Below are 19,431 nucleotides of genomic sequence, written 5' to 3'. Positions count from 1 at the left end.
GTCCACATGATCGAATACGGCGCGTTTGCGCTCTTACCCATCGTTGCCATCCTGGTAACAGCGGTGCTCACCCGCCGCACGCTGCTCGCCCTCTTCATCGGAACCATTATTGGTGCCGTGATGATGGGTGGCTGGGCCTTTGCCGACACCTGGGTCGGATACTTCGGCGAGTCAATGAACGACGAGACGTTGCAGTGGCTGGTTCTTGTTGTTGCCCTCTTTGGCATCCTTATTGCGCTATTTAATGCGTCAGGAGCCGTGAGTGACTTTGCAACGTGGACCGAGAAATTTGTGAACACCAGGCGCAAATCGCTTGTGCTCACCTGGCTCCTCACGATCGTCTTGTTCATCGACGACTACCTCAACGCACTCACCGTTGGTACCTCGATGAAGGCCGTCACTGACCGCTACGGCGTGCCGCGAACGCAGCTTGGCACCATCATCAAGATGACCTCTGCACCCATTGCCGTCATCATCCCGTTCTCGACGTGGGCCGTGTTCTTTGGGGCGCTCCTCGAGGCCGAGGGTGTGACGGTTAACGGCTCAGGATTTGGCGCCTACGTTGCCGGTATCCCGTTTGTGTTCTTCGGCTGGATCGCGCTCATCATTGGCCTGCTGCTCTCCCTCGGTGTGCTTCCCCTGATGGGTTCCCTCAAACGGGACCAGCGCAGGGTTGACACGACCGGAGACACTCTTCCCGCCAACACCACAGCAGAGGAGCGCGAGTTTGAGCTCGCGCGACCGCGCGCTGATGATGGCCGCAAACCGCTGCCATACAACTTCCTCATCCCGATCGTCACGCTCATTACGGTAACCATCGTGACCGGCGTCGATATCGTCAAGGGCACGGCTGCCGGCCTGATTGTCGCTATCGTTCTCTACGTTGTCCAGCGCAGGCTCAAGCTCCGCGAGGTTTTTGAGGCTGCGTTTGAGGGCATCAGCAGCATGGCGTTTGTTATGGTTCTTTCGGTGCTCGCCTTTATGGTGCAGCACCTCAACACCGATCTGAAGCTTGCCGACTGGGTGATTGACGCGACGACCCCGCTCATGAGTGGAGCGTTGCTGCCTGCCATGGTCTTCCTCGTCTGCGGCGTCTACGCCTACGCAACCGGGTCGTTCTGGGACCTCGCCGCCGTCATCACCCCGATTGTCATACCGCTGGCGATTGCGATGGGGGTTGACCCGATCCTTGCCGGTGCCGCCGTCTTCTCTGGTGCCGCCTTTGGGTCGACAACGTGCCTGTACGGTGACGGCATCATCCTCGCCTCAAAGTCGGTTGGGGTGAAACCCGTCAACCTGATGACCGCGATCATGCCGTATGCGGGGATCGCGGCAGTACTCAGCCTCATCCTCTACGTGGTCGCTGGGTATGTGATGCTGTAGCTGATTATTCCCAGCTGACCGCGTCCCAGCGGTTGCCGGAGCGGAGGGTGATCTGTACCATCGTGACTCTGGCAACCGCTGCGGTGCTTGCTACGACGTGCCGTGACACCTGGCGGGCAATGTCGTTGTCATCGGCGGTGAAGCGCACCGTAATACGCGGTGCGCCAGCGACAACCGAGACGTCAGCTGCCTCAAGTACGGCGACGTCTCGTGCTGCGTGTGACGCTGCTGGCAGCACCTCGGCCGGTCCGTTGCCGGCAAGGAGGGCGCCAATCGTGAGCGTCACGCGATAGGAAGGCATGTGTTTATGGTGCTACGAACGTGGGCGTGACGCAAAAGCGCTGAGGATTGCTGCACCGGTTGCGGCATCATCAACTGTGACAACAAACGTACGTTTTCCGTCGTTGCGTTGAATCTGGATGGCTTCGCCCTTCTGCAGAACGATGCCCCACCGGCGGTCGAGTCCGAGGCGAATGCCCCAACCGCCAAAATCGGCCATCGGCTGCACGTTGGTAAGTTCGACGCGGTCGATCGCCTCTATTGGGATGTGAACGGCAGGCCAGCCAAGGATTGATCGTGCAACGAGGCCTTGTTCGCTGATGGTGATGCTCCACGTTATGCAGCTCACGAGCGGATAAATGAAGGCGATCGGGATGAGCGCGACAAGCCTGATCGACGGTTCGAGCGTGGCAATGAGCACAAAAACCGAAACCAAGAGGGCGATTGCCCCGAGCATAATCCACCAAACAGCGGTGGGTGCTGTCACGGATCTGCGCCACTCACCAAACTCGTTGGTGCCGTCCTGGTTTGCGGTTACCGGCTCGACCGAGACGGGGATCGTTTCGACGTTTGGTGCGAGAAATCCGGCGATTGTGCCGATGAGCGCTCCCGTGGCAAGCGCGATGAGCATCGACGGAAGGAGACTGACCTCCCTGATCTGAGTCTCGTTGAGCCCAACCTGGCTGAGGGTTGAGGCCACAATCAGGGTGCAGGCCGCGACCGAAACGCCAACGAGGAATCCAAGGATCAGGCGTGACGACGCAAGTGTTGGCCGATACCCGGCCTGTTGGTATGCCGAAAAGTAGATCACTGTGATGAGGACAACGCCGACAACGAGCAGCAGAACGACCGCCATCCACGGCGAACCAAAGCCGTCGGCCGTGAGCGATGGTCCCCAGTGTGTCGCGATTTGCTGTGGCAGCTGGGCCATTGTGAGGAGGACGATGACGAGCCCCGCGAGATAGGCGGCACCCGTCAGGCCAACGGAGGCAAAAAATAGGCGTCGGCGCTCGCCTTGCGTCATGGCGTTGAGCGGTGTGGTGCTGGAGTTGGTCATGCTGTCTCCTTGTGTGTGAGCACTCTTAGCGGTTGAGATAGCTTGTGAGCAGGGATGCGCCAACGTCGGCATCGTCGATCGTGACGACCAGCGTGCGCTTGCCATCGTTGCGTTCGATCTCGAGGGCATTGCCGCGCTGAAGGATGATGCCCAAGCGTCGTCCGCCGGCGAAGCGGATGCCCCAGCCGCCAAACTCGGTGAGCGGATCAACATCACTCACGGTGGCGCGCTTGATGTGTTCGAGGGGCACCCTGACGACGGGCCAGCCGAGGGCTGACCTGACGGCAATTCCGGTGGGGGAAACCGTCACGCGCCAGGTCATCGTTGAGAACACGACCGCGTAGACAAACCCAAAGATGGCGATCTGGTACCACTGGTCCGGCTTATCGAGCGTAGAGATGATGGTCGCCGTCATTCCGCCGGTTATGACGGCGAGTAGAATCCACCACAGGAGCGTTGACATGGTGGCCGTCTGGCTCCAGATTGCTCGTTCTGTGGCCCGAAGCGGGAGCGGGGCGACTTCTGAGGTGTGCGCCTCGACCGGTTCCAGCTGAGGCGCGAGGAGCCAGCACACGCCGGCGACAGCGAGCCCGACGACGAGGCCGAGCATCCATTCGAGCCCAACGCCTTGTGCGGCGATCTGCTCTGCCGTGAGGCCGCGCTGGTTGAGGAGCGATGGCACCATCTGCACCATCATGAACACGGCGAATCCGGGGGTGAATGCGGTGAGGAGTCGAACAAGGGTTGGCGAGGTGCCGCGCTTTGCTCCGTTCCAGGTCATCCCAAAGAAGAGTGCGGCGAGGCCGACGGCTAGCGCCGAATTTGCGATGATCGGAACGAGTGGGCTGTCAAAGCCGTCAGCCTCTCCTTCGGCATTCCAGTGGATGGCGACCGTGTCGGGCAGGTCCGGAAGCGCGGAGATCATGATGGCGATGCCGGAACCGTACACGAGCACCGGCAAGAAGAGCGCGAGGAAGAGGATCTGCCGAGATTGACCGGCGGTCAGCTTGCGTTGGCGCTGCGTGGCGGGGGGCATTATTTCTGGTACTCCTGGCTGATCATCGTTGACAGTATGGCGGGGTCAAGTTCTAGCTTTTTTGCTTCGGCAACAAGTGATGGGATGAGCGCCTGCAGGGCCTCCAAGTCGTGCGCACGCCCTGTCACGATCGCGCCGCGCCCTCGATGAAGTTCGATCATTCCTTCGTCTCTGAGGAGGTGGAGGGCATGTAGGACGGTGTGGATGTTGAGGTCGAGCGATGCCGCAAGCGTTTTCGCCGAGGGGAGGCGCTCGCCGGCCTTCACTGTTCCCGAGAGGATGTGGCTCCTGATGCCCTCTGCGATCTGCTCAAAGAGCGGAGCCGGGGCGGATGGATCAATTCTGAGGAGCATGTGGTTCTCGTTTGTTCGCGTGGGTGATGTTTATATAGTTATAACACAACTAGAACAATCTCCCAGAAACTGAATGCCAGTATGTTTCTTGGTCGTAAAATTCGTGGCGCAAATGTATGATTTGATTCAGTGGTTGAACTGCTCCTGTCGCTGTATGCGATCCGGACGAGCACAGTGAGGGCCACACCCAATAACCTCTAGGAGCACCGTGCGCACGAACCGTCTCAAAGATTCCCTCATTGCCAACCAGCCCTCGGTTGGCACCTGGCTGACATTCGGCTCAGCCAACGTCGCAGAAGCCCTCGCAAACACTGGATTTGATTGGCTCGTTGTTGATATGGAACACGGCGCCAGCGACGTGACAGCCGTTGCCGATCAACTGCGCGCCATCGATGCAGCCGGCGCGCGGGGCAGTCGCACGAGCGCCGCCGTCAGAGTTTCGTCTCGCGACGCCGCCCAGGTGCAGCGTGTGATGGATGCCGGTGCCGAAACAGTCATCTTTCCCAAAATCGAAACGGCAGACGAAGCGCGCGCTGCCGTCAACGCGATGCGCTTTCCGCAGGGGGCCAACGGCGGTCTCCGCGGGGTCGCCGGCATGGTCAGGGCTGGAAGCTTTGGCCTTGACGCCCACTACCTACTCACGGCGAACGCTCGCGCGTGTACGATCGTCCAGATCGAATCGCTGCAGGCATTACAAAACAGCGAATACATCGCAGCGGTGACCGGGGTTGATTGCCTCTTTATCGGTCCCGCCGACCTCTCGGCCAGCCTCGGCCACCTCGGCAACGTCAATCATCCAGAGGTTCAGCTGGCCATTGGTGCGATCATCCGGGCGGCCCATAAATTTGGCAAGGCAGTTGGAATTTACGCGGCCGATGCCGAATCCGCAGCGGCCTATCGAGCAGCGGGGGTTGCCTGTATCGCCCTGCACTCTGACGTGAACTGGCTCACCGCGGGTGCCATCGACGCTCGGGTGGCCTTCGCCGATCGGCTGAGCGTCTCAGCGCCAGAAGCAATCGAATCCGCAGGCGTTGAGCAGGTGCCTGCGGCGCAAAACCAGCAGTCGACCTACGGCGCGTAATCAGGCGCTGCAGGAAGGCCGAAAAATTCTTCGAGGGTGCTCGTTCCCGTTGTTGCCATGTGCTGAGAGAGCTCGGCGCCAACAAAACGGAAATGCCACGGCTCAAACATGAAACCGGTTATCCCTTGTTTACCCTCGGGGTAGCGAAGCACAAAACCGTAGGTTGGCGCGTTGGCGGCGAGCCACTGCCCAGCGGCCGTGCCTGCGAAGCATGTGTCAAGGGTGCAGCCGCCACCATCGGTCAGGTCGACAGCTAATCCGGTCTGATGCTCAGAGTGGCCAGGCCGTGCCGAGTAGGTGTCAGCAAGCGCCGAACCGTCGCGGCTGACGTAGCCGTTGTAGAGCCCAACCTGGGTATTGTACGACCGGTACCCACTCGTGATGCTCAGGTTGATGCCAGCGGCAGCTGCATCCGCCGCCATCGTTGCGAGCGCCTCAACGGCTGGCGTGCGGAGGGTGTGCCCCTGCGGGTTTGGGAGTCCCGAAGGTGTTGCCAAGTCTGCCGGCTCAAAACTGATCGGATTGAGGGGGCGCAGTTTATTGCTGACGACCCAGAGCGAGGATGGGTCGTCAATTGAGAACTTGGCGGCATCGAACGCGGGCGGCTGCGGTGCCGCCGGTGGTTGCGCATCCGGTGCAGCGGAGGTCTCCGTCGCCGTCTGTGTAGGCGTGGCGGTCGGGGAGGCCGAGGCGCTGCTTGCTGTTGGGTTTGGGGCAGGCGGAATCTCAGCCGCACATCCGCTCAGGAGCAGCAGCCCTGCCGCAAGCAACGGCACGATGTTCGGAAGGCTGGAGTCTTTCACCGTTCAAACCTATCGCGTCTTGGCTCGGCCTCGGCGGTGAATATGCCGTGCTGGCTCTGACCTGAGCGTGCTACTCCGTTGGGAGAAGGAGCACCTTCCCTGTGGTCTTGCGACCTTCGAGCGCGCGGTGCGCGTCCGCAGCCTGCGCGAGGGGAAACGTCTGTCCGATGCGAACGGACAGGGTTCCCGCCGTGACCGCGTCAAAGAGCTCGCCGTAGCGCCAAGCGCGTTCTTCAGGAGTGAGCAAGAAGTGTACAGAGGTTGGGCGCGTGATGGTGATGGAGCCGGCGGAGTTCAAGCGTTGGAGGTCGAACGGTGGCACCTGGCCTGAGGCGCCGCCGAACAGCACAAACGTCCCTCGGATGCGCAGGCTAGCGAGCGACTCATCGAACGTGTCTTTCCCGACCCCGTCGTAGACCACGTTCACGCCGACCCCGTCAGTGAGTTCCCTGACTCGCTCGGAAACGTTCTCGTATCCGATGGTGTGGGTTGCCCCGGCCGCGGCGCTCAGCTCGGCCTTTGCGGGGCTTGAGGTTGTGGTGATCACTGTCACGCCTTTTGCAGCGAGGAGCTGGGTGAGGAGGAGGCCGACGCCACCAGCCCCGGCGTGAACGAGCGCGATGTCGCCAGCTGTGGCGGGGTAGACCGAGGTCGAAAGGTAGTGCGCGGTGATGCCCTGCAGCGGAAGCGCAGCAGCGGTCTCGTAACTCACGCCGTCGGGGATGACGTGCGCGCGCGTGGCCTCAACCACAAAGTGCTCGGCATACGTTGCTTTCGCCTCTGTTGTGGTGACGCGGTCGCCGACGGCATACCCTGATACGCCTTCGCCGACGGCCGTAACGACCCCGGAGCCTTCGGCTCCCGGGGTGAACGGGAGCGGTACTGCATACACCCCTGAGCGTTGATAGGTCTCGATGAAGTTCACACCCGTTGCTCGCGTTGTTACGAGCAGCTCGCCGGGCCCCGGCGTTGGTCGTTCGGCCTCGCCGTACTGCAGCACATCGGGCCCACCTGTCTCGGTGAGGGTGATTGAGTGGGTTGCGGGGGAATCTGACACGTTGGCTCCTGGCGTCGGGCGGTTCGTACTCAAGCGGGCGGATGCTGCCGCTGAGAGTCGGTAACGCTCAACTGTCCCAGATATTCCACGCTCGGTGGGAGAATAGAGGGATGACTTCCTCTCCAACGCATGAATTGTCGACCTCTGGCGTTGGGCCGTGGCTTGGTGAACTCCCGGAGGGCGATCACTTTGACGCGGAGCTCCTCGAACAGGGCGACACCCGAAATGTAATCGACCGCTATCGATACTGGACCATGGACGCGATCATCGCGGATCTCGACCAGCACCGTCATCAGTTTCACGTCGCCATCGAAAACTGGCAGCACGACATGAATATCGGCTCAATCGTGCGGAGCGCGAATGCCTTTGCCGCCGACACGGTGCATATCGTTGGGCGCAAGCGCTGGAATAAGCGCGGAGCGATGGTGACCGACCGCTATCAGCATGTGCTGCACCACGCAACGGTTGACGACCTTGTGGCGTGGGCAACGGATGAGGGCATCCCGATCATCGCGATTGATAACGTGCCCGGTTGTGTGCCAATGGAGTCCTTTGCCTGGCCGGAGCGCTGCATCATGCTCTTTGGGCAGGAGGGCCCCGGCCTCTCCGAAGAGGCCGTTGCGGCGGCCGAAGCGGTTGTTGAAATTACACAGTACGGATCAACCCGTTCGTTGAACGCTTCGGCTGCGGCGGCCGTCTCGATGTTCTCCTGGGTGATGACTCACGGGCAGCAGGCCTAGGCCGAAAGCCGCTTGCGTGGTTCCTTCCACAGGAACTAAACAAAACAAACGTTTGTTACTCGTCTCGCAATTGCAGAATCCTCATGTTACGGTCTTTCGCAGTAAGGGGTTTTGCCGCAATGGGCCGCGGCAAAGAGCAACATCAGGCGCGTCAGCCGTACCCGTAACACGGGCCGCCAGAAAACTTTTGGCGTTGCGTTAGATTCTGGTTGAAGCGAGATCTCCTTGAATGGTGAATAGGGCTGCCCGCCGTCGGTAACGTCATGCCCTATTTGCGTCGTGCGCCAGCGCGAAACCGCTATTAGGGGAGAACTACGAATGAAACAAACACCACACAACGAAGCACATGCCGCTCGGCCTGTTGGGAGCCGCTTGCGACGAGCCGCGGCTCGAGTACTTGTGTGTGTGCTCGCGGTCACGGCAGCCGCAGGGATGCCAACGGCCGCCGTTGCCGCTCCGGTCGACAGCGTCTCGATCGACCTCGTTGCCGACGGCCAGGCACCCTTCGATTTGGGAGACGGACCCGGCCTCGATCGCAGCGCAACCAACGGCATTATTCGCACTCAGGACACCGTCTCATGGGAACTCGGCTATACCGCGGGTGCCGACGGTTCAGCCCGATTTATTGCGACGCTTCCCGTCGGCGCGAAGTGGAACGCGACGAGCGTAACATCCACGGTCTGCACCGGGCCGGGCGGTGGATACCTGAGTGCGGATAGCTCAACCATGACGTGTAACCGCCTCGTGACGGCTGGGGATGTTGCCAGGCTGCCGGTGTCGGCAGTTATTGGTGCCCTCCCCAACGGGACCCGCTTTACGCCATCCGTGGTCGTTGGTGCCGTGGCTGCAACCGGTGCGGCTGAGCTCACCGTTTCCGCGGCTCCCCGAACGCAGCTGAGCGTCTACAACGCGGCGCTTGAGGGGGGAACCACGGTGAACGGAACCCTCGGGGTGACCAGTCGACTGAGCGTTTTTCTTGGCGCGGAGGTCGATCCCCAGAATCCCAAATTCCTCGGCTATGAGGCGCTCGCAAATAGCTTCCAGTTTGTGATTGATGTCCCGGCAAACGCCATTGTGCAGTCGGAAAATACCTCGACCGTTTCTACCACCCAGGATGCGCCGGGCAGCCCTGTGACCGTTTCGGTGACGGGGCTTGAGACCTCGTTCTTGAACCCAAGCCCGTCAATCTATGCGGGACCGATGGCCTCGTCTGGCGATTCAAACGACGCGCGGATCATCCGTGAACTCAAAATCGCCCTCTTTGTGCCGTACGAGGGCAATGTTAACGTTGGCGAGACGATCTCGTTAAACGGGCGAGTGCATTCGTTTGACCCCAACTCGTTGTCCGGGCAGTCCAACTTCGGCGACGATGTCGCCCCTGGCCAAGCGGATGCCGGACCCTGCCCGTCAACAGACGCCAACGGGACCTCGCTCTCGTGCTTTGGCCGCACCTTCACTCGCGCTACCGCTGCCGTCGTTATGACGGGCGCTATCGGGACGATGGCCGATGATGCAAGTGGCCAGATCTACGGTGATGCCAATGCCAGCACCGGTGGAACCGAAGCGGTTGTTGTTGGCCAAAGGTTCCGCGCGCTGAGCTCAATCTACAACGCGGCGTCCGCGGGGAGCCCAGCCACAAATGCCTACGGGAGCGTGACCTGGAATGCCGAGCTGCTGAACCTTTCGGCCACGCCTGAGGTTGTGCTGAACACCGCTCGCTCCGGAGCCTCCAGCTTCTTCGGCTTTACCGCCTATCCCCTGTTCGCACCTGCTCCAGCAGATTCGTATGTTTTGGAATACACCGACTATGCGTTTGTGAATGATGCGCAGCGAAAATCGCTCCTCTCCTTTGGGGACACCGAGCCAACCTGGACGGAAGACCCGTCAACGCTGCCGGGAGGGCTCGCATCGGTGACAAGTATCAGGGTGAGGTATCTCGACGCGCTCGAACCCAACACAACCGTTGGAATCGTGACCCCGTTTGAGCGGGCAGCGGCATCCGCCGACCTCGCCGTGAATGCAACGCTTCCCTGGTTCTGGCAGTACGGCGCCGATGACAAGGCGGTTGTGAAATCGACGTACTCGGGAACCGGCGTCTCAAGCCAGGGTGGCGCGGTTCAGGCCGCCGAAGCACTTGTTCGGGCCGACCTCTCGTGGGAGCGAGTTGAGGGCGCAACCTACGCCGCCGGGTTGGCCGAGCGCGGAGACATCGTGAACCTGCGAATCGCTCCGACGGTTATTGGCCCTGTTCTCGGCCCGGATGCTGTGGCCACCGACGCGACGATAACGGTCACGATGCCAAACGCCTGCCTTGAGCCAGTGGTCGCGGCACTTCCGAGCCGCCCGCTTGAGTACACGCCCGGCATCCCTGGAACAACCTGCGCCACCGGCACGCCGGGAAAGATCGTGTTCCGTCTCGGCGATCTGGCCGCGCCGGCCGGAGAAGCCGGTCCTTGGTCGCTCCAGGGACACGGCACCGCACTCACCCCAATTCTCGTTCCGGTTCGAGTGTCGATGTCAACGCCGGTTCCTTCGACCCCAACGGCCAAGCTTGTTGTGTCCTCGCCGTCAGACCCGACAACGGAAAATAACGCGACGTACAGCGGGGCATCTGCCCTCGCGCTGAGCCAGGACCGCACGGCGTCGGCTCCGATCACGGTCAGCGGTGCCGCAGTATTCAAAACGTCGAAGGTCGCGTCGACTGCCGTAACCGGGCTCATCGGTCCCGGCGAGGAGATGTCGTACACGATTACCTGGGCAAACGCGTCGTCGAGTCGCTACCTCGCGTCGTCCTTTGTTGATCTCCTTCCGTTTGAAGGAGACGAGCGAGGCACGACCGGACTCGGCGAAGGGGAGCTCAACGTTGTCAACGTCGTAGCAGCCATGGACGAAGCCACTCAGGGCAGCGTCGCGATCGAATACACAACGGATGCGTCGGCAGCCGTCCAGGCCGCGTTAGCGCTCGCCGACAACGAGACAGGGGCAACGGGTATCCACTGGGAAACGCTCAGCGGAGACGTTCCTGCCGGAGTGACCGCTTTGCGATTTACTCCCTCTGGCCCGCTTGAGCCCGGATACTCGGGAAACGCCACCATTCGAGTCCAGGTTCCAGGACTGACCCTGGCTGGAGCGGTGAATAACAATGTCTCCATGCGGGTCATTGCCGAGGCTGGAACCAGCATTATTTCCCGGACCGGGGCCAACCGGCCGCTGGCATCCTCCGCCGCACTGATCTCCGGTAACGTGCTGCGAGACCTCGACTTCAGCAACTCGGTGACCCCTGCTGATCCCGTGTGGTCAGGGGCGACGGTTGAACTGCGAGACGGCGAGCGTACCGTGGCAACGGCAGAGACGGATAGCGCAGGGAACTACGCGTTTGAGCCCGTCGCCGCCGGCACCTACCGCGTTGTACTGAGCGAGGCTGACCGTGAACACTGGGCAGCCGTAGCGCCGGTTGAGGTCACGGTTCTCCCTCAGGCAGTGCAGACCGGCGTTGGGCTGCTGTACCAGGAAGTTGTTGCGGCCCCCGTGCTTGTCGACGATAGCTCAGTGGTTGCCGTTGGAACATCGCAGACGATTGACGTCCTTGCAAACGACACCATTGCCTTCCCAACCGCGGTGGGAAGCAGCTACGAGAAGAACACGCTTGCGCTCGTGACGCCGCCCACAACGGGTACGGTCTCGCCGGCGGTATCGGCGAGCCAGCCGGATATCGGGGCGTTTAGTTATTCGCCCTCGTCTGTGTGGCCGGAAGCTCATGCCGGATCGGCGACCTACACCGATACGTTCCAGTATTCCTATACCAACGCTGCGGGCGAGGCTCGTACCGCTACGGTGACCGTCACGGTGAGTGCTGTTCCGGTCGCAACCAACGACGCGTTCACGATTGCTGACGCCCAAGCAGTACTTGACGTGCTCGGCGGCGCTGCCCCTGATACCGGAAATGCGATTCAGCTGGATGCCGCGCATCCGCCAACCACAGACGCCGACGCAACGGTGACCTACAGCTCAGGGAAACTGCAGATCACGCCGACCCACAGCTGGCTGAGCGGCGAACTTACCTACGACGTGCCCGTCTCGTACACGATCGTTGACGCGCTCGGGATGACCGCGACGGCCGTTGCGACCGTCACGATTCAACGCGCGCCCGTGCTTGCGGCAGGGGCCATCCTTGCCGTCACCGTGCCGTCTGGAACCGCTGCATCCTTTATTCCCGTGGTCCTGACCGCCGGAACGCTGAGCGGGTACTCGCTCGCGAGCCCGCCTCCAGCGGGGCTGGTGACCGTGAACGGCGCTACGTCGGCTGTTTCGTTTGCCACGGCAGGTCTCCCCGCCGGCCTCTACCCGTTTACCGTCGGATTTCGGGACAACCTTGGGCAGACCCTTGGCGTGACCTACCTGGTGACGGTTCTTGGCGGACCCCGCGTGATTGGCGACACCGACGCGAGCATCGGGGAGGGGCGCAGCGTAACGTTTGACGGATTTGAAACCTCCAGCTCGCTTGCAAGCGTTGCCGTGACGACCGAACCCTCTGCTGGTACGGCAACGGTTGACCCTGTGACGGGGGCCCTGACCTTTTCCGCGGGGGACGCTTCGCCTGGAACGTATTCCGTAGTGGTGCGTGCGACCGATGCCAACGGTCTGTGGACGGATGCCATGTACTCCGTTACGGTTGTGGCCGCGCCGACGGTTGCAGGGCCGTATGCCGTCACGGTTGCAGAGGGCGCGGTCGCGACCTTTGCCCCGGAGTTTGCGAGCACGGTAGAACTTCAGAACGCGCGTCTTTCCGCGTCCCCAGAGAGTGGCGCGGCGACGGTCAACGCGGCGACCGGTGCTATTAGCTACCAGGGGGAGCCTGGCATCCACAGCTTCAGCGTTACGTTTACTGACTCGGTTGGCCAGGATGTTGTGGCTGTATACACCGTCACGGTGCAGGCGAGGCCCGTTGTCACGGGTGCCCTGACATCGACGATTGCGGTTGGCTCGGCCGCAGCCTTCGCCCCGGCGGTCACCACCACCGGAAGTGTTTCTGGAGCGGTCCTGACTACTCCACCGGTAGCGGGAGCAGTTGTTGTTGACCCGGCAACCGGCGCATCGAGCTTTGACGCCGCAGGAATTGCCGCTGGTACGTATCGCTATGAGGTGACCTTTACGGATAATCTCGGGCAAACCGTTGTGGCCACGCACACGGTGATCGTGCAAGCGCCGCCGGTTGCGGATGGCGTTACCGCAGTGGTTGCGGAGGGTGGCAGGATCGTCTTGCCACAACGTGTCTCAACCGCGGGGTCAATTGCTTCGGTTGTGGTCACCGCTCCGCCTGCTGCTGGAACGGCCGCGCTCATCGGCTCTGACCTTGTCTTCGACGCCGGGGATGCGCTTCCCGGTCCGCACAGCTTTACGGTCACATTCACTGACTCGCTTGGCCAAGCTGCAACCGCCGTGTATATCGTGACGGTGCAGGCCGGTCCCGTCGTTGAGGGGGTCACGAGCGCCACCATTGGTGAGAATGACAAAGTTACATTTGAGCCAATCGTGGTGACGGAAGGCTCGCTCAGCAGCGTCGAAGTGAGCAACCAGCCCGCCCGCGTTGAGTTGCATGGGACCAGGGCGACGGATGCCGTCGGTTCTGTCTCCGTTGACGCGACGACGGGCGAGGTCACCTATCGCTCCGAACGTGCCGTTCCCGGTGTGTACGCGTTTTCTGTCACGTTTGTGGACAATTTGGGCCAGCACGTTGCCGTCGAATATACGGTGACGGTCCAGGCCGCCATTACCGCCTCTGGCGGCGAGGTGACCATCCCAGAACACGGAAGTCACTCCTTCGTGCACTCGGTGGTCACCGACGGAACGGTCAGCGATACGCGCATCACGAGTGCCCCGTCCGCGGGAACCGCGCAACTCGTGCCAGGCGGCATTCAGTTTGCTGCGGGCGAGGCGGGCGGCGGTCGATATGAGATCGAGGTGACGTACACCGATAACGTTGGTCAGCAGGCGACGGCAGGCTTTGTGGTCGTCGTGCAGGCGGCCCCGACAGCGAAGAACGTTGTTGTGAAGATTCCCGCCGGCACGCAGAGTGTGACGGTTGACCCTCTTGGGGCTGTCACTGGCACGCACCTCCAAGGGATTCGTCTTGCCGATGTGCTCCAGCCGACGCACGGCTTCGTGACGCTCGGCGAGAATAACCTGCTGATCTACACGGCACCACACGGTTTTGCGGGGACGGTCACCTTCTCGGTAACGGTTCTGGATGATCTTGGCCAGCACGTGACGTTCAGCTACACCATTGAGGTCGAAGCGGCCGAAGCCGGCGGGGTGCCCTCCCTTGGCGGCACCATCGCAACGACAGGCTCCGTGTCAGGTTTGCCGATCGGAATCGTCGCGCTGTTGGCGATGTTGCTTGGGTTTGGAGGGCTCGCGGCCGGACGCCGGCGCGCAAGTGCGCGTCAATGCTGAACGACGAACACGAGAGTGGTCCTGCGCAGCTCGCAAGGCGTCGTGCAGAAGATCTTGAGCTGATCGGACGATACCGCAACGGCGAGAACCACGCGGCTGCCGAGCTGTACGAACGGCACATGACAGATGCGTTGTGGGTTGCGCGGAGCTTGACGTCGAACGCCTCGCTGGCAGAGGAATTTGCCAGCGAGGCCTTCACGAGAGTGCTTGAGGCATTGCGCAACGGCAACGGTCCGACGGAGGATTTTCGCTTCTATCTCCGAACCGCCGTCAGGTCTGTGCATGCGAAGTGGTATCAGCGAAACGGTTCGAGCCTGTCTGTTGACGACATCGAAAACTACGTCGTTGAGACGTCCCCTGAGCCTGACCGGTCGTTGCTTGCGGTTGATAACGAGATTGTGCACGCCTTCCAACGGCTGCCGGATCGGTGGCAGCAGGCGCTCATGCTGAGGGTTGTTGAGGGGCGGAAAACGGCAGAGTGCGCCAGAATCATGGGCGTTGCGCCTGGTGCGATGAGCGTGCTGTATCGGCGTGCTCGTGAGGGGCTTCGAAAGGAGTACCTCGAAGAAATAGCTCAGGTGTCGATCGAGCGATCCTGCACTCGTTTTGCCGGACCCCTCGCGCAGCTCGCGATTGGCTCAATCAAAGGGTCTGCCCGTCGAGCCGTCGAGGTGCATCTTGATAGCTGTGTTGATTGTGCGGACTGTCTGGTTGAGTTGCGCGGGCTGGTTCAAGGGTTTAATAAGGCGGCTGTCGCATCGTCTATTGCCGGAATCGTGGGAGGCGGCGTTGCCGCCGGGAATGCCGGCGGAGGTTCAGCGGCCGCCTCGCTGTTTTCGACTCAGGGTATTTCTCATGCGCTGAGTGGCTTTGCCCTCTCGTCGGGCTCAGTTTCGCTGTATCTTGCGGCGCTGTCTTCTGCGGCGGTGCTCGGGATTGCCGCCTCGGTTGGCGTTGCCGCGGCGCAGGGCGCCTATGACTCAAATCGGGTGAGCGTTCCCGTGCCGTCCGGCGAGTGTGCCGTCGAATTACGGGTGCAAGACGGTGCGAGCAACGCTCCGGTATTTGTCTCGCGCAACACAACGGGGGCGGACTGCTGGGTGAGCTATTCGTTGAACGGAACCGAGCTTATTCACCGGCAGCGGGTGGATCACGGCCAAGCCTTTATCGTGTCGCGGGCTGGGACGTACACGGTTGTTGTTGAGTTTGGCGAGGTCAGCAAACAGGACCGGTTCACGCTGTAGGTCTCTGGTCGAGCCTCAGCGTTGGCGCCTTCGTAGCTTCTCGGGTCGGGAGGCAACGGAGGCGTCTTGTGTTGGCCGAGATTGTTGCTCGGTTGCGCTTGCGATTGCGCATATCTTCTGCCTATACTGACTAGTCAGTACAAAAGATTCTCGCGGTGACAACTCCCGCCTCAGAATCCTCACTCGTAGGAAGAGGAACCCCGTGCTTTACCCAGCACCAGACGGCGACGTGATCGAGAACTCACTCGCCGACACCACCCCGGTTGACCGGGTTGACCCTGCCAAAGCGGCAGAAACAACGCTTCTAGAATCCCCGCAAGCACCGGCCCCAGACACTCCGGTACTTACTGTCGAACGAATCTCATTGTCGGCCGAACGCGGCCGAGTGTACGGGCCAGTAACGCTCACGATCGGCGACGGCCTCACGATTATCGTGAGCGAAGAGGGAACGGGCAAGACCAGCCTCATGCTCACCCTCGCCGGCCGGATGAAGGCCGATGACGGACGCATATTTATTGGAGACGCGGCCGCCCCTGCCCGTCCGCGCGACCTGCAGCGAGTGAGCCAGATTGCGGGCTTCGACGACATCGACCTCCTTGACGACTCCGTTTCGGTGGCAAAGGTCATTCGGGAGCGGCTCTCGTATGTCCTGCCGTGGTGGACGATCCTCCCGTCGCCAGCAGCTATCGATTTGGACACCGTCTGCGGTCCCGTCTTTGGCGACGTCCCTCATCCCGCTGGGGATGACCTGGTTCGCGACCTCACGGAGGAGCAGCGAATGCTCCTGCGCGTGGCGCTCGCCGGTCTGAGCTCGCCCCGGTTTATCGCAATTGACGACATCTCCCAGGTGCGTTCTGCCCGCGCCCGCCAGGAAGTGCTCAGGGCACTTGAGCTGTACTCGCAGACGGGCGTTGCCGTGATCTGTGCTTCCGCAAGCCAAGACGATGCGCTGTATGCCCAGCTTGGCTCCCTACCAACACTGCTTCACCTCACGGAGGTTACCCACTCATGATGTCGCTATTCTCCACAGGAACTGAGCTCAGCCGGTTCCGTAAGAACGGGGCGCTGCCCAAGATCGCCATTGCCGTCATGCTGTTTATCCCGCTCATCTACGGCGCCCTGTACCTCTGGGCGTTTTGGCAGCCGAACGAAGAGATGGGGCACCTCCCGGTTGCCCTTGTCAACGAGGATGCCGGTTCGGTGAAGGACTCGAAGGCCGTCAACTACGGGGACGAGCTCTACGACAAGCTCATCGATGGTGCGGATCTTGACTGGAAATCCGTCTCAGCTGAGCAGGCCGCCGAGGGCGTCGCTGACGGCGACTACTACTTCTCGGTAACAGTCCCGAAGGACTTTTCCGCAAACGTCACCTCGCCGACAGGGGATGCCCCCGTTTCGGCGCAGATCAAGGTGAACTACAACGACAGCAATAGCTTTCTGGCCTCGACCCTTGGTCAGCAGGCAATGAAGCAGCTGCGGGACACCGTACGGGTCACGGTTGGCGAAGAAAGCGCCCATACGCTTCTTGCTGGCCTCAACGATGCCGGCGATGGGCTTCGAGATGCTGCGGACGGCGCTGGCCAGCTGACAGATGGGCTGACAACCGCATCCACCGGCCTTGGCGCACTCAGCGAGGGCGCCACAACGCTCAACGACGGGATGGGCGTGCTCAACTCCGGGGTGGCCACCGCCAACGGCGGAGCCCAGCAGCTCTCGTCGGGCAGTAGTCAGATTGCAGCGGGCGCATCCACGCTCGCCACTAAGACGGACGAACTCGCCTCTGGGCTCGTGACCGCTTCTGACGGTGCCAATCGCGTTGCCGGAGGAACCAGCGAGTTGCTTGGAAAAGCTACGAACGAGCTCGCGCCCGGTGCCGTTGCCCTTGATTCGGGTGCCGACGCCCTTGTTGCGGGAATGACCCAGCTTCAAGAATTTGCCAAGGCAAATCCCAATGTCCCCGTTTCGGCGCTTTCGCAGCAGTTTGACGCACTGATGACCGGCACAACGACGCTCAAGGCCGGCACAAGCGGACTTGTTCTCGGGTCGACCGACCTGGTCAATGGTGTGACCGAGTTGAACGCCGGTGCCGCCGGACTGAGCTCTGGCCTCGCTACGGCTGCGTCGGGAAGCGGCGAACTTGCGGCGGGCGCCCACACACTTGCTGAGAGCACCGCACAGCTCAGCTCTGGCGCGCAGACGCTCGCCAGTGGAACCTCGCAGCTCGCAACCGGTGCCACGACGCTTGCCGACGGGACCACAGCGCTCGCGGATGGCGCAAAAGCGGCGGTCGACGGGAGTGGCAAACTCCTTGATGGCAGCACAACGTTGCACGCGGCGCTTGTTGAGGGCGGCGAAAAGCTGCCAAACGATTCGGCTTCCCTGACCGACAAAAAGTCCGAGGTTATCGCGCAGCCAATTGAATTGCACGAGACGTGGGACAACAAATCACCAAGCTTCGGCGAAGGATTTGCCCCCTTCTTTATCGCGCTCGCGACGTTTGTTGGCGCGCTCATCACGTGGCTCATCATGCGGGCGCTTCCGACCCGGGCGCTCGCCGCCGGTGCCACCGGCCTCCGTGCGACGCTCACCGCGTTGTTGCCCGCAGCAGCGATTGGCCTCGGTCAGGTTGTCATCATGATGCTTGTCCTCGTCTACGGAATCGGCCTTGAGCCGCAGTACTGGCTCGCGACAAGCGCCTTTATCTACCTCATCACGGTCGCGTTTCTTGCGATGCAGCAGGCCTTCATCATTGTGTTTGGCACGGCGGCTGGTCGAGTTATTAGCCTGGTGCTGCTCATGCTGCAGCTGAGCTCGTCCGGTGGAACGTATCCCGTCGAGACAACTCCGCAGTTCTTCCAGTTCCTGCATCCCTATATGCCGGCAAGTTACGTGGTGACTGGGCTCCGCCAGCTCATTACCGGTGGCGTCGACTACCGGTTCTGGATCTCGCTTGCGGTGCTGGTTGGCATCCTCGTCGGTTCGGTCGCGCTGAGCGCCTGGTTCGCTGGTCGCCAGCGGGTCTGGACCATGAAGCGCCTCCACCCCGCGCTGAGTATCTAACGCGGCCGCCGTAGCGCGGTAGGGTTTTTGACAGGCCCTGCCGCGTCGGCGTGCGCGGCACAGCATCCACGTCTTGAACTCCAGGTAAGGGGCCCAAATGGCACGCAGCACGGGTACGAAGCGGGCAATCTTGGATGCCGCCCTCGAGCTGGCCGCTTCACGCGGCATCACGGGTACCACTATGGATGAGGTTGCCGAGCGTGCCGGCGTTGCCAAGGGCAGTCTGTATTACAACTTTTCGTCAAAAGACAAGCTCTTCGAAGCGCTGCTGAATGACGGTGCGCACTTGCTCGCCGAGCGCCTCAATGAGGCAAAGGGTGAGCTGCGGGGCTGGGATGCCATGCGTGCGATCATCGCGGCGCTGCTTGACAGCATTCAGGGGAATGTTCCGCTTGCCAAGCTCATTGCTGGCGAGGTGTTTCGCACTGATCGCCCGTGGGCCGAGAGTGTGAACGGATTTCGGCAACAGGCGGTTGGCGTCTTTGCCGCAGCCATAGCCGAGGAGCAGCCGAAGGGTGCAGATAGCGGGCTGCAAAGCCTCATGGCGAGTAGCGTGTTTGGTTCGGTGTTGAGCGCGGGGCTCGAGTGGTTGCTCTTCCAGCCAGAGCGGTCGCGAGACGAGGTCGTTGAGGCTGTTATCGCGTCGCATTCTGGCGCGCTTGCGGGTTAATCGTTCCTGTCGTTGTGTTTGTGTTTTAAAAAGTTTATTATCTTATAATTTGTGTCGCTGTGTTCTGCTAGTGTGACAATTGGTCCTGTCAGGGGCAGGGCCGATCATTAGGGATACTCGGCCTTGCCGAGGGCACGCAGCCCAAATGGTTTCCCCCGAAAAGCGAGTGTCACACAGCGTTGTCGACAGCGTTTCCCGGCGTGAGATTATTGCGA

14 protein-coding genes are annotated in these 19,431 nt (G+C 61.5%); 8 read left to right on the top strand and 6 right to left on the bottom strand.

The annotated features are described in order from the left end of the window. Window positions 1–6: 6 nt before the first annotated feature. Window positions 7–1,383, top strand: coding sequence for a Na+/H+ antiporter NhaC family protein (locus FHX76_RS09345; RefSeq protein ID WP_167150087.1), 1,377 nt, complete (start codon window positions 7–9; stop codon window positions 1,381–1,383). Between the two features lie 4 nt (window positions 1,384–1,387). Here the strand turns inward: FHX76_RS09345 and FHX76_RS09340 are convergent, their stop codons facing one another. Genes FHX76_RS09340 through FHX76_RS09325 form a run of 4 tightly spaced genes read right to left on the bottom strand, consistent with a single transcriptional unit; the run spans window position 1,388 to window position 4,108 of the window. Next, window positions 1,388–1,684 (bottom strand): hypothetical protein, encoded by a 297-nt coding sequence (locus FHX76_RS09340; protein WP_167150085.1) that lies wholly within the window; start codon window positions 1,682–1,684, stop codon window positions 1,388–1,390. Window positions 1,685–1,696: 12 nt separating this feature from the next. Continuing rightward, window positions 1,697–2,719, bottom strand: coding sequence for a DUF1648 domain-containing protein (locus FHX76_RS09335; RefSeq protein WP_167150083.1), 1,023 nt, complete (start codon window positions 2,717–2,719; stop codon window positions 1,697–1,699). A 25-nt stretch (window positions 2,720–2,744) separates the two neighbouring features. Continuing rightward, window positions 2,745–3,755: a DUF1648 domain-containing protein gene (locus FHX76_RS09330; protein ID WP_167150081.1), complete on the bottom strand. Its 1,011-nt coding sequence runs from the start codon at window positions 3,753–3,755 to the stop codon at window positions 2,745–2,747. After that, window positions 3,755–4,108, bottom strand: a complete 354-nt coding sequence (locus tag FHX76_RS09325) for a GntR family transcriptional regulator (protein WP_167150079.1) — start codon at window positions 4,106–4,108, stop codon at window positions 3,755–3,757. The genes FHX76_RS09330 and FHX76_RS09325 overlap by 1 nt, the downstream gene beginning before the upstream one ends. Before the next feature lie 208 nt (window positions 4,109–4,316). On the opposite strand from FHX76_RS09325, the gene FHX76_RS09320 reads away from it, so the two are divergent. Continuing rightward, window positions 4,317–5,189, top strand: a complete 873-nt coding sequence (locus tag FHX76_RS09320; RefSeq protein WP_167150077.1) for an aldolase/citrate lyase family protein — start codon at window positions 4,317–4,319, stop codon at window positions 5,187–5,189. Here the strand turns inward: FHX76_RS09320 and FHX76_RS09315 are convergent. Continuing rightward, the gene (locus FHX76_RS09315; RefSeq protein WP_341777903.1) at window positions 5,177–5,992 is read right to left on the bottom strand and encodes a M15 family metallopeptidase; all 816 of its coding nucleotides are present in this window, start codon (window positions 5,990–5,992) and stop codon (window positions 5,177–5,179) included. The two genes, FHX76_RS09320 and FHX76_RS09315, sit on opposite strands and share 13 nt — an antisense overlap. A 70-nt stretch (window positions 5,993–6,062) precedes the next feature. After that, on the bottom strand, window positions 6,063–7,049 hold the full coding sequence (locus tag FHX76_RS09310; RefSeq protein WP_167150075.1) for a zinc-binding dehydrogenase: 987 nt from the start codon (window positions 7,047–7,049) through the stop codon (window positions 6,063–6,065). Window positions 7,050–7,159: 110 nt separating this feature from the next. Here FHX76_RS09310 and FHX76_RS09305 point away from each other — a divergent pair, with 110 nt between their 5' ends. The 6 genes from FHX76_RS09305 to FHX76_RS09280 all read left to right on the top strand — a co-directional run bounded on the left by FHX76_RS09305 (window position 7,160) and on the right by FHX76_RS09280 (window position 19,216). Continuing rightward, entirely contained in the window at window positions 7,160–7,789 is a 630-nt protein-coding gene (locus FHX76_RS09305) for an RNA methyltransferase (RefSeq protein WP_167150073.1), read from the top strand. Window positions 7,790–8,107: 318 nt separating this feature from the next. Next, a complete protein-coding gene (locus tag FHX76_RS09300) occupies window positions 8,108–14,242 on the top strand; it encodes a beta strand repeat-containing protein (protein ID WP_167150071.1) in 6,135 nt (2,044 codons plus the stop codon). Next, window positions 14,236–15,486, top strand: coding sequence for an RNA polymerase sigma factor (locus FHX76_RS09295; RefSeq protein ID WP_167150069.1), 1,251 nt, complete (start codon window positions 14,236–14,238; stop codon window positions 15,484–15,486). Before FHX76_RS09300 ends, FHX76_RS09295 begins: the two co-directional genes overlap by 7 nt. Window positions 15,487–15,688: 202 nt before the next feature. Next, window positions 15,689–16,498 carry a hypothetical protein gene (locus FHX76_RS09290; protein ID WP_167150067.1) on the top strand — a complete coding sequence of 270 codons (810 nt, stop codon included), beginning with the start codon at window positions 15,689–15,691 and terminating at the stop codon, window positions 16,496–16,498. Further along, window positions 16,495–18,546, top strand: a complete 2,052-nt coding sequence (locus tag FHX76_RS09285) for a YhgE/Pip domain-containing protein (RefSeq protein ID WP_243848601.1) — start codon at window positions 16,495–16,497, stop codon at window positions 18,544–18,546. Before FHX76_RS09290 ends, FHX76_RS09285 begins: the two co-directional genes overlap by 4 nt. 97 nt (window positions 18,547–18,643) lie before the next feature. After that, window positions 18,644–19,216: a TetR/AcrR family transcriptional regulator gene (locus FHX76_RS09280; protein WP_167150066.1), complete on the top strand. Its 573-nt coding sequence runs from the start codon at window positions 18,644–18,646 to the stop codon at window positions 19,214–19,216. Window positions 19,217–19,431 lie beyond the last annotated feature (215 nt).

This window comes from Lysinibacter cavernae, from assembly GCF_011758565.1.
GTDB classification, from domain to species: Bacteria; Actinomycetota; Actinomycetes; order Actinomycetales; family Microbacteriaceae; genus Lysinibacter; species Lysinibacter cavernae.
The sequence above is the reverse complement of the archived record's forward strand: the minus strand, read 5'-3'. Positions and strand labels throughout refer to the sequence as shown.